General features: G+C 38.0%; 10 protein-coding genes and 11 tRNA genes. 19 read left to right on the plus strand and 2 right to left on the minus strand.

What is annotated here, in order from left to right; genetic code table 11:
* Positions 1–168: 168 nt before the first annotated feature.
* On the plus strand, positions 169–1,131 hold the full coding sequence (gene uvsE / locus ACQKNR_RS28780; protein WP_427322651.1) for a UV DNA damage repair endonuclease UvsE: 963 nt from the start codon (positions 169–171) through the stop codon (positions 1,129–1,131).
* Here uvsE and ACQKNR_RS28785 read toward each other — a convergent pair.
* Positions 1,124–1,696 carry a rhomboid family intramembrane serine protease gene (locus ACQKNR_RS28785; RefSeq protein WP_427322653.1) on the minus strand — a complete coding sequence of 191 codons (573 nt, stop codon included), beginning with the start codon at positions 1,694–1,696 and terminating at the stop codon, positions 1,124–1,126. The genes uvsE and ACQKNR_RS28785 overlap by 8 nt on opposite strands.
* Positions 1,697–1,788: 92 nt before the next feature.
* Between ACQKNR_RS28785 and acpS the strand changes: the two genes are divergently transcribed.
* From acpS to ACQKNR_RS28815, 6 genes are all read left to right on the plus strand, one after another.
* The gene (gene acpS, locus ACQKNR_RS28790) at positions 1,789–2,148 is read left to right on the plus strand and encodes a holo-ACP synthase (RefSeq protein ID WP_427322655.1); all 360 of its coding nucleotides are present in this window, start codon (positions 1,789–1,791) and stop codon (positions 2,146–2,148) included.
* Between the two features lie 156 nt (positions 2,149–2,304).
* Positions 2,305–3,255: a LolA family protein gene (locus ACQKNR_RS28795; RefSeq protein ID WP_427322663.1), complete on the plus strand. Its 951-nt coding sequence runs from the start codon at positions 2,305–2,307 to the stop codon at positions 3,253–3,255.
* A 118-nt stretch (positions 3,256–3,373) separates the two neighbouring features.
* On the plus strand, positions 3,374–4,543 hold the full coding sequence (gene alr, locus ACQKNR_RS28800; RefSeq protein ID WP_427322657.1) for an alanine racemase: 1,170 nt from the start codon (positions 3,374–3,376) through the stop codon (positions 4,541–4,543).
* A gap of 309 nt (positions 4,544–4,852) precedes the next feature.
* Entirely contained in the window at positions 4,853–5,140 is a 288-nt protein-coding gene (locus tag ACQKNR_RS28805) for an antitoxin EndoAI (protein WP_000004570.1), read from the plus strand.
* Positions 5,141–5,144: 4 nt separating this feature from the next.
* Positions 5,145–5,495 carry a type II toxin-antitoxin system endoribonuclease NdoA gene (gene ndoA, locus ACQKNR_RS28810; protein ID WP_000635965.1) on the plus strand — a complete coding sequence of 117 codons (351 nt, stop codon included), beginning with the start codon at positions 5,145–5,147 and terminating at the stop codon, positions 5,493–5,495.
* A gap of 67 nt (positions 5,496–5,562) precedes the next feature.
* Positions 5,563–7,731: a Tex family protein gene (locus tag ACQKNR_RS28815; protein WP_427322659.1), complete on the plus strand. Its 2,169-nt coding sequence runs from the start codon at positions 5,563–5,565 to the stop codon at positions 7,729–7,731.
* A 57-nt stretch (positions 7,732–7,788) separates the two neighbouring features.
* Here the strand turns inward: ACQKNR_RS28815 and cmpA are convergent, their stop codons facing one another.
* The gene (gene cmpA, locus ACQKNR_RS28820) at positions 7,789–7,905 is read right to left on the minus strand and encodes a cortex morphogenetic protein CmpA (RefSeq protein WP_001143642.1); all 117 of its coding nucleotides are present in this window, start codon (positions 7,903–7,905) and stop codon (positions 7,789–7,791) included.
* 190 nt (positions 7,906–8,095) lie between these two features.
* Between cmpA and ACQKNR_RS28825 the strand changes: the two genes are divergently transcribed.
* The 12 genes from ACQKNR_RS28825 (at position 8,096) to ACQKNR_RS28880 (ending at position 9,782) form a co-directional block, all read left to right on the plus strand.
* Positions 8,096–8,554, plus strand: a complete 459-nt coding sequence (locus ACQKNR_RS28825) for a SprT family protein (RefSeq protein ID WP_427322661.1) — start codon at positions 8,096–8,098, stop codon at positions 8,552–8,554.
* A 113-nt stretch (positions 8,555–8,667) separates the two neighbouring features.
* Positions 8,668–8,742 (plus strand) — tRNA-Asn (locus ACQKNR_RS28830).
* A gap of 3 nt (positions 8,743–8,745) precedes the next feature.
* Positions 8,746–8,836 (plus strand) — tRNA-Ser (locus tag ACQKNR_RS28835).
* 8 nt (positions 8,837–8,844) lie between these two features.
* Positions 8,845–8,919: transfer RNA gene (locus ACQKNR_RS28840), tRNA-Glu, on the plus strand.
* 4 nt (positions 8,920–8,923) lie between these two features.
* A tRNA-Val gene (locus ACQKNR_RS28845) sits at positions 8,924–8,999 on the plus strand.
* A gap of 46 nt (positions 9,000–9,045) precedes the next feature.
* Positions 9,046–9,121, plus strand: a tRNA-Asp gene (locus tag ACQKNR_RS28850).
* A gap of 87 nt (positions 9,122–9,208) precedes the next feature.
* Positions 9,209–9,283, plus strand: a tRNA-Gln gene (locus tag ACQKNR_RS28855).
* A 5-nt stretch (positions 9,284–9,288) separates the two neighbouring features.
* A tRNA-Lys gene (locus ACQKNR_RS28860) sits at positions 9,289–9,361 on the plus strand.
* Between the two features lie 13 nt (positions 9,362–9,374).
* Positions 9,375–9,457 (plus strand) — tRNA-Leu (locus tag ACQKNR_RS28865).
* Between the two features lie 96 nt (positions 9,458–9,553).
* A tRNA-Arg gene (locus ACQKNR_RS28870) sits at positions 9,554–9,630 on the plus strand.
* A 3-nt stretch (positions 9,631–9,633) separates the two neighbouring features.
* A tRNA-Pro gene (locus ACQKNR_RS28875) sits at positions 9,634–9,710 on the plus strand.
* A gap of 1 nt (position 9,711) precedes the next feature.
* Positions 9,712–9,782 (plus strand) — tRNA-Gly (locus ACQKNR_RS28880).
* Positions 9,783–9,879 lie beyond the last annotated feature (97 nt).

Consider the following 9,879-nt stretch of genomic DNA (forward strand, 5'->3'; position numbering starts at 1 on the left):
AAGTGACTCTAATTTTTCCCATAGAAAAATCCCCTCCATAGTAAACAGGTTAATGTGCTTTCTTTTTCCTGTCTACTATAAGGGGATCATATCAGACAGGCATTCTCTTTTTTTTTTTGCTGTTATTGTGCATACTACATAATAGCTCGTACAAAAAAGGGGTGCTATATGCTTGTAAGACTTGGTTATGTTGCGATGAGTGTGCATTTGAAGAATGCATCGCCATCTCAAACGATGACATATGCACAGTTTCAACGAATAGATGATCGAGAGGCCGCAATTCGTAAACTCGAAAGAATTGCTAATTCTAATTTGGAAAATTGTTTACGGCTATTAAAGCATAATAAAGGGCATGATATATCTTTTTTTCGACTTAGCTCCAAGTTAATCCCTTTAGCAAATCATGAGGAGTTGCTAGAGTGGAACTATATGCGTCCTTTAAAAGAAAATTTGAAAGAGTTAGGTGAATATGCAATTCGTATGAATATGCGAATTGATTTTCATCCAGATCATTTTGTTGTACTAAATTCACCTGAGGAAAGTATTTTTAAGCAATCTGTAAAGACATTGCAGATGCATAAAAAAATATTGAAGGGCATGGGAGTTGAATATAAGCAACGATGTGTATTGCATGTTGGTGGCGGATATAAAGATAAAGAGCTCGCATTAGAGCGTTTTATAGAAAATTGGTCTAACGTTCCAAGGGGTATTCAAGAGATGATTATGTTGGAAAATGATGATACAACCTTTACGCTAGAGGAAACATTATATTTAGGAGAAAAATTAGACATTCCAATCGTGTTTGATTTGCATCACCATATGATGAATAATGAACAAGAAGATTGGTATGAAGATTGGGCGCGGGTTGTTCATACATGGGAAACATCTTTGCTGCCAGTTAAAATGCATATATCTAGCCCTAGAGACGGAAAAGACCCAAGAGCGCATGCTGATTTCATTGATGTGGATACATTTTTATCTTTTTTAAGAAGGATAAAGGGAAGTGTTGGGCAAATTGATTGTATGATTGAGGCGAAGAAGAAGGATGAGTCGTTATTTCAATTAATGAGAGATTTAAGTCAACAAACAGATGTGGAAATTATCGATGGTGCGAGCTTCTATATTAAATGAGCTTTGCACCATCGTTTTTTTTTGTTAAAAAAGGGGTCAAAATGCCGCCGATTATTAAGCCTGTTAAATGGCTTATAGGGTTGGCGGAAGGATTAAAGAACGTAAATAGCAGTAATATAAGTATCATGATTGAAAAAATAGCAATTTCTTTTGGTCTTGATGAGCGGTATCGACTATACAATAAAAATAATTGTGCGCCTAGTAGTCCGAAAATACTACCAGATGCTCCTGCGTGAATATATTCAAGGGGCATAATAATATAAGAAGAGATATTTCCAGAAATCCCGGAAAGAAAAAATATTAGGATGAAAGAAAAGTGTCCGAGTTGTTTTTCGATAGAAGAACCAAGCACAAATAAACAAATACTATTAGAAAGAAAGTGTTGTAAGTCTACGTGTACAAGTAAGGAAGTTATGAGACGCCACCATTCTCCTTTAGCGATATATTCGTTATAGGCAGCCATTGGGAAAAGAAAAAATTCGCCTAACATAATCGTGATTAAGTGAATAAGGAGTAAGGAGAGAATGATCGGTTGTAAGGAAATGCGAGTAGACCGTATTAGCATGTTGTTAGTATCACTCCTTTTGCATCAGAACGATTCTCTGTTATTCTTACAATATGAAAAAAGAAAGCTAAATAGAAGAAGGGGATTTCGAAATGATTGTAGGGATTGGAATCGATATTATTGAATTGAGTCGAATTGAAAAAATGCTAGATGGAAAGCTTAAATTTATGGAACGTATATTAACTGAAAATGAACGTAATGTTGCTAAGGAGTTGAAAGGAAGTCGCCTGACAGAGTTTGTAGCTGGAAGATTTGCAGCGAAAGAGGCGTATTCAAAGGCTGTAGGTACTGGTATCGGGAAAGAAGTGAGTTTTTTAGATATTGAAGTGAAAAACGATGATAGAGGTAAGCCGATTCTTATTGCAAATACAGAGCATATTGTTCATTTATCAATTAGTCATAGTAAGGAATTTGCTGTTGCTCAAGTTGTTTTAGAAAGCTTGTCACGCTAGTCTGCATATTTTATATCTTTGTCTCATATATTTGAGGTAGCGATAAGGAAGGTACATCTTCCATTCATTTATAGGGGCAAAGGGGCTGAAGTGATGAAAAGGCGTCTGTTTTTAGTTCTTGTCGGTTTATTAACCGTTTTTGTGTTGGCGGGCTGTATGGAAAAGAAACAAGATGATGTCGTGAGAGATTTAGAAGCGAAAGTGAAAGGGATGAAAAGTTATCAAGCTGAAGCGAAATTATCTATTAAAACAGGAAATGAGCCTCAGGAGTATAACGTAGAAATTTGGCATAAGGAACCTTCTTTTTATCGTGTAAATTTACAGAATGCAAAAAAAGATCAGAGCCAAATTATTTTAAGAAATGAAGAAGGTGTATTTGTATTAACACCAGCGCTTAATAAGAGTTTCCGTTTTCAAAGCGATTGGCCGCAAAATAGTAGCCAGGCTTATTTATATGAATCACTTGTAAGAGATATTTTGCAGGACAAGAAAAACCTTACTTTCGAGAAAACAGATAAGTATTATATTTTTAAAACAAAAACAAACTATCAACATCAAAATATGTTGCCGAAACAAGAGATTACATTGAAGAAAAGTGATTTAACGCCAGTTTCGGTGAAGTTAATGGATAATGATCAAAATGTTCTTGTGAAAGTAGATTTCTCTAAGGTGAAATTCGATGCGAAATTTGATAAAGGCGCATTTGATACGAAACAAAATATGTCTAGAGCACAAGTAGATGTTCAAACAGCAGCGAAAGAAGACAAACCGTTTGCTATTTTGTATCCAAGTGATACGCCACAAGGTATGACGCTGAAAGATGAAAAAGAGTTGAAGACAGACAGTGGCAAGCGTGCGATACTCACATACACTGGAAACAAGAAATCCTTTACTTTAATACAAGAAAAGGCAAAAGTTGCAGAGGCTTCGTCAGCGATTAGTGTAAGTGGGGAATTGGTTGATCTTGGTTTCACAATTGGAGCATTGACGAAAGACTCTTTAACGTGGTCGCATAACGGAGTAGAATATATGCTCGTGTCTAAAGGTTTAGAGCCGAAGGAGCTGTTAATGGTTGCTCGTTCAGTTACAGCGAAGCAGGTGAAGTAAACTTCTTAGACGTGGTGATATATGTGCACCACGTCTTTTCTTAGTTTGAAGGATGGATTTTATAAAAGAAGCATATAAAAGAATAAGCTTCGCATATCGTGTATAAGGAAGTGTATTTATGGAAGAAGCACCATTTTACCGTGACACTTGGGTGGAAGTGGATTTAGATGCAATCTATAACAATATTACACACATTAAAGAGTTCATCCCAAGTGATGTAGAAATTTTTGCTGTAGTTAAAGCGAATGCATATGGACACGATTATGTACCGGTGGCTAAAACGGCATTAGAAGCAGGTGCAACAAGGTTAGCGGTTGCTTTTTTAGATGAAGCTTTAGTGCTTCGGAGGGCTGGCATTACTGTGCCAATTTTAGTGTTAGGTCCCTCGCCGCCTCGTGATGTAAATGTAGCTGCTGAAAATGATGTAGCACTAACTGTTTTTCAAAAAGAATGGGTGGACGAAGCGATTAAACTTTGGGATGGTTCATCTATAATGAAATTTCATATTAACTTTGATAGTGGTATGGGGAGAATTGGAATACGTGAACGTAAAGAGTTAAAAGAATTCTTAAAGAGTTTAGAAGGTGCACCATTTTTAGAGTTAGAAGGGGTATACACACATTTTGCGACAGCAGATGAGGTTGAGACTTCGTACTTTGATAAGCAATATAACACGCTCTTACAGCAGTTAAGTTGGTTGAAAGAATTCGGCGTGGATCCTAAATTTGTCCATACAGCTAATAGCGCTGCAACGTTACGTTTTCAAGGGATTACATTTAATGCAGTACGAATTGGTATTGCGATGTATGGATTATCTCCGTCTGTAGAAATAAGCCCTTTTTTGCCATTTAAATTAGAACCAGCGCTATCACTGCATACGAAAGTTGCTCATATTAAACAGGTGATTAAAGGGGATGGGATCAGTTATAACGTTACTTACCGAACGAAAACTGAAGAGTGGATTGCAACTGTTGCGATTGGATATGCAGATGGTTGGCTTAGAAGATTACAAGGATTTGAAGTGCTTGTAAATGGTAAAAGGGTACCGATTGTAGGGCGAGTAACGATGGATCAATTTATGATTCATCTTCCTTGTGAAGTGCCGCTTGGTACGAGGGTTACGCTCATTGGAAGGCAAGGAGATGAGTATATTAGCGCTACAGAGGTTGCGGAATATTCCGGGACTATTAATTATGAAGTTATTGCAACGATCAGTTTTCGTGTGCCGAGAATATTTATACGGAATGGTAAGGTTGTAGAGGTAATTAATTACTTGAACAATATATAGAAGGCAGTATGATTTGCTTCTTGTCATTTTAAGGGAACCTTGCATTGATGGAGAATAAGCTCTTTTTGATGAGAAGCTTTTTACTTATAGTCATTTTTCATATAAGTTGAACGTAAATTTTGAAGAGAAATTCTTTTGTTTCTTATTTGTAATGAGATAAAAAATAAAAGAAGATGAATGTTTTGTTTGTGAATTGGAAAACATAAGCAAGGGATAAGGAAGTCTTTGCAACAGGCTCCATACAATGGTATTATTACAATAGGTGTCATATATATTTGGGTGTGTAGTTGACGGTGGAGGTGTATTTTTGTGTCCGAATCAAGTGTAACTACTGAAATCGTGGTTCGGTTGCCAAAGCAAATGGTAACGGAATTGGACGGAATTGGAAAACAAGAGAATAAGAATCGCCATGAACTAATTTGCCAGGCAACACAACTGTTATTGCGTCAACATAAGACGAAGAAACGCTACCAACATGAATCAATGCGACGTGGGTACATTGAAATGGGAAAAATTAATCTTGGTATTGCATCTGAAGCTTTCTTAGCAGAGTATGAAGCAGCTCATACGGTAGAACGCTTAGTTAGCGGGGGGTAATATTTTGATTGTAAAACGCGGCGACGTGTATTTTGCAGACCTTTCCCCAGTTGTTGGTTCTGAGCAAGGAGGCGTTCGTCCGGTTCTTGTCATTCAAAATGACATCGGAAATCGTTTTAGTCCAACGGTGATTGTAGCGGCTATTACTGCACAGATTCAAAAAGCGAAATTACCCACTCATGTGGAAATTGATGCGAAAAAGTACGGTTTTGAGAGAGATTCTGTTATTTTACTTGAGCAGATTCGAACAATCGATAAGCAGCGCTTAACGGACAAAATCACTCATTTAGATGAAGTGATGATGAGTCGTGTAGATGAAGCGTTACAAATTAGTTTAGGACTAATAGATTTTTAAATCGGCAGTTTAAGTTGCTCTCTTTGAAGGGCAACTTTTTTTATTATAGAGGAGGTTACGGTTGTATATGGAGATGGTAGATAATCGACAAGCGTTAATGAAAATGTTAGTGAAGGAATTAGGCTTTACCGAAAAGCAAGTTCGTCATGTTATTCAATTAACAGAAGAAGGTAACACAGTTCCATTTATTGCTCGTTACCGAAAAGAATGGACAGGCTCTTTAGATGAGGTGCAAATTCGCGCAATTTTAGAGAGATGGCAATATATGATGCAACTTGAAGATAGGAAGGAAGAGGTTCTTCGTCTTATTGATGAGAAGGGGAAACTGACAGGAGAGCTACGACAGCAAATTGTTAAAGCTACAAAGTTGCAAGAGGTAGAAGATTTATATCGTCCATATAAAGAGAAAAGAAGAACGAAAGCGACAATCGCAAAAGAAAAAGGATTAGAACCATTAGCTGAATGGTTATTGTTATATAAGAAAGAAGATCCAAATAAAAAGGCAGTGGAATTTATTAATGCAGAGAAAGAAGTGCAATCTGCAGAAGAAGCATTACAAGGTGCTCAAGACATTATCGCAGAAATCGTTTCAGATGAAGCTGCGTATCGTAGTTGGATTCGGAATGTTACTTTTAGAAAAGGTATTATGTCTTCAACTGTAAAAGACGAAGAAAAAGATGAAAAGAATATATATGAAATGTATTACAGCTATGAAGAACCGTTGCAAAAAGTAGTGCCGCATCGTGTATTAGCAATGAATCGTGGCGAGAAAGAAGATATATTGAGAGTTTCTGTTGTTCCGCCAGTAGATGAGGTATTAAGTTTCTTGTATAAAAAAGTAATTCGTGATGAAGGGTCTAAAAGTGCGCATTATGTACAAGTAGCGATTGAAGATAGTTATAAACGATTAATTCAATCCTCGATTGAAAGAGAGATTCGAAAAGAACTAACAGAAACAGCGGAGGAACAAGCGATACATATTTTCTCTGAGAACTTACGTAACTTATTATTACAGCCTCCTATGAGAGGGAAGGTAGTACTAGCTGTAGACCCTGCATATAGGACAGGTTGTAAATTAGCTGTAGTAGATGATACTGGGAAAGTTATGCATATCGATGTTATTTATCCGCATCCACCTGTGCGTAAATATGACGATGCAAAAACGAAAGTTCTTTCTATTATAGATAAATATCAAGTTGAAATGATTGCGATTGGCAATGGTACAGCTTCTAGAGAAACGGAAGAGTTTATAGTAGATGTATTACAAAGTGTGAAGCAGGATGTCTTTTATATTATTGTAAACGAAGCAGGTGCTAGTGTGTATTCGGCTTCTGATTTAGCTCGTGAAGAATTCCCAGATTTCCAAGTTGAAGAAAGAAGCGCGGTTTCAATTGGAAGACGCCTACAAGATCCACTTGCTGAACTTGTGAAAATTGATCCTAAATCAGTTGGAGTTGGGCAATATCAACATGATGTATCTCAAAAGAGATTGAACGAATCGTTAACATTTGTAGTAGAGACGGCAGTTAACCAAGTTGGTGTTAATGTAAATACAGCTTCAGTTGCATTATTACAATATGTTTCAGGTTTATCAAAAACGGTTGCGAAAAATATCGTAGCTAAGAGAGAAGAGGAAGGGAAATTCACGAAGCGCACGGAATTAAAGAAAATCCCACGTTTAGGTGCAAAGACATACGAACAATGTATAGGTTTCTTACGCATATTAGAAGGGGCGAATCCGTTAGATCGTACGAGCATTCATCCGGAACAATATAAAAATGTTGAATTGTTATTGAAAAGCTTAGGGTTATCGATAAATGATGTAGGTCAGCCGCAATTACAAAAGAGCTTAGAAGAAGTAGAGATTTCTAAGTTGTCCCAAGAAACGGGAATTGGGGAGCCAACATTAGTTGATATTATAGATGCACTCATTAGTCCAGAGCGAGACATGAGGGATGAGTTGCCTAAACCACTTCTGAAAAAAGGGATTTTGAAATTAGAAGATTTAAAACGCGGTATGGAACTAGAAGGAACAGTTCGTAACGTTGTTGACTTCGGTGCTTTTGTTGATGTTGGTGTAAAGCAAGATGGTTTAGTGCATATTTCTAAATTAAGCAAACAGTATGTGAAGCACCCGTTAGATATTGTATCTGTCGGACAAATTGTAAAGGTATGGGTCGATGATATTGATACAAAAAAAGGTCGTGTTGCACTATCCATGTTGCCAATTAAATAATAAGAGAAGAGAGCAGATGAAACTGCTCTTTTTTTATGGATTAAAAAGTGTAATGGATTATGAGCTTTGATGTATTTTGCTATAATAAAACCAGCATTCATTTAGCAATTTAATTTGATACCGGTTTTTTTCAAAATATGCACGTTGCATCTGTTTTTTTAGCCACGTGGGCATAGGGATCCCTCCTTGTTTAATCCTATTCTCATAAAAGACTTCTTTGTATGAGAAGTTGGTGAGCGGACTTTTTAACAAAAAATATGTTTAGAAGTCACGCTGTTTGAATGAGGATGGGTATATGTACTATTTAATATATGTGTAAGCGGGAAAAAAAGTGTACGTTTATTTTTGTTAGGAGGAACGATATATGGATGATAGAGAAGTTCAACAGTTAGTGGAAGACATATCACTACAATACTTTGAAGCTCGATTCTTACATAAAGCGATATTTAATAAGCGATTGCGAACAACAGGTGGGCGCTATTTATTAAAAAGTCATAATATAGAACTGAATTATCATTATTACAAGATGTACGGTAAGGAAGAGTTAATAGGGATTATTAAACATGAGCTTTGTCACTATCATTTACATATCACCGGTAAAGGGTATAAACATCGCGATAAAGACTTCCGTGAACTACTCAAGAAAGTGAATGCGCCGCGCTTTTGTAAACGAATGGTTGATGAGAAGAAGAGAGTGAAAGCTTACATATATGAGTGTATGGGATGTTCACTTCAATATGTAAGAAAGCGTCAAATAAATACAGGGAAATATGTTTGCGGAAAGTGTAGAGGGAAACTAAAACAGATTTCAAAAACACCTTGACAGTAAAAAAGCAATCCAGTATATTATAAACATGTCACGTTTATGCAAGGTGTTGTAAAAAACTTCTTGACTTACAAACATAAATTTTATAAGATACAAATTGTCTTCATTATTCCGCAGTAGCTCAGTGGTAGAGCTATCGGCTGTTAACCGATCGGTCGTAGGTTCGAGTCCTACCTGCGGAGCCATACAGAGAAGTACCCAAGTGGCTCAAGGGGCTCCCCTGCTAAGGGAGTAGATCGCTAACGCGGTGCGAGGGTTCGAATCCCTTCTTCTCTGCCATACATATTGGCCCGTTGGTCAAGTGGTTAAGACACCGCCCTTTCACGGCGGTAACACGGGTTCGAATCCCGTACGGGTCACCACTTCGGAGGATTAGCTCAGCTGGGAGAGCACCTGCCTTACAAGCAGGGGGTCGGCGGTTCGATCCCGTCATCCTCCACCATAATATTATAATGAAAAGTAAAATGACATTAATTTAAAGATTAAATGGTCCCGTGGTGTAGTGGTTAACATGCCTGCCTGTCACGCAGGAGATCGCCGGTTCGACCCCGGTCGGGACCGCCATTTTAACTTCTGCTATATGGCAGTTGTTTTTTATTGGACATTATGGTAAAATAACATTTGTCTTTGAAAAGAAGATAAGTTTTTCGATGGGCTATAGCCAAGCGGTAAGGCAACGGACTTTGACTCCGTCATGCGCTGGTTCGAATCCAGCTAGCCCAGCCATTTACGAGCCATTAGCTCAGTTGGTAGAGCATCTGACTTTTAATCAGAGGGTCGAAGGTTCGAGTCCTTCATGGCTCACTTTTATTATTCCGCGGTCGTGGCGGAACGGCAGACGCGCTAGGTTGAGGGCCTAGTGGGGGAAACCCCGTGGAGGTTCAAGTCCTCTCGGCCGCATCAAAAAAATCTTAAAAAAATACTTGCATTTGAAAATGTAGTATGATAAGATAATTGAGTCGCCAAATTACAACGACGACAAAACATCATGAATAAGCGCCCGTAGCTCAATTGGATAGAGCGTTTGACTACGGATCAAGAGGTTAGGGGTTCGACTCCTCTCGGGCGCGCCATTACGGGAAGTGGCTCAGCTTGGTAGAGCACCTGGTTTGGGACCAGGGGGTCGCAGGTTCAAATCCTGTCTTCCCGACCACGCGGGTGTAGTTTAGTGGTAAAACAAGAGCCTTCCAAGCTCTGGTCGAGAGTTCGATTCTCTTCACCCGCTTTTAGTTCTTTGAAAACTGAACGAAACAAACAACGTGAAACGTCAATTTTTATTTTAGATGCTAGACAAACTAACTTTATTGGAGAGTTTGATCCTG

The organism is Bacillus sp. NPDC094077 (assembly GCF_050279465.1).
In the GTDB taxonomy this organism is placed as follows: Bacteria; Bacillota; Bacilli; order Bacillales; family Bacillaceae_G; genus Bacillus_A.

Coding starts and splice junctions, on each gene's coding strand:
- ACQKNR_RS28825 (WP_427322661.1), top strand. CDS start 8,096: ATGGATGATAGAGAAGTTCAACAGTTAGTGGAAGACATATCACTACAA.
- acpS (WP_427322655.1), top strand. CDS start 1,789: ATGATTGTAGGGATTGGAATCGATATTATTGAATTGAGTCGAATTGAA.
- ACQKNR_RS28815 (WP_427322659.1), top strand. CDS start 5,563: ATGGAGATGGTAGATAATCGACAAGCGTTAATGAAAATGTTAGTGAAG.
- ACQKNR_RS28795 (WP_427322663.1), top strand. CDS start 2,305: ATGGAAAAGAAACAAGATGATGTCGTGAGAGATTTAGAAGCGAAAGTG.
- alr (WP_427322657.1), top strand. CDS start 3,374: ATGGAAGAAGCACCATTTTACCGTGACACTTGGGTGGAAGTGGATTTA.
- ACQKNR_RS28785 (WP_427322653.1), bottom strand. CDS start 1,696: ATGCTAATACGGTCTACTCGCATTTCCTTACAACCGATCATTCTCTCC.
- uvsE (WP_427322651.1), top strand. CDS start 169: ATGCTTGTAAGACTTGGTTATGTTGCGATGAGTGTGCATTTGAAGAAT.
- cmpA (WP_001143642.1), bottom strand. CDS start 7,905: ATGCCCACGTGGCTAAAAAAACAGATGCAACGTGCATATTTTGAAAAA.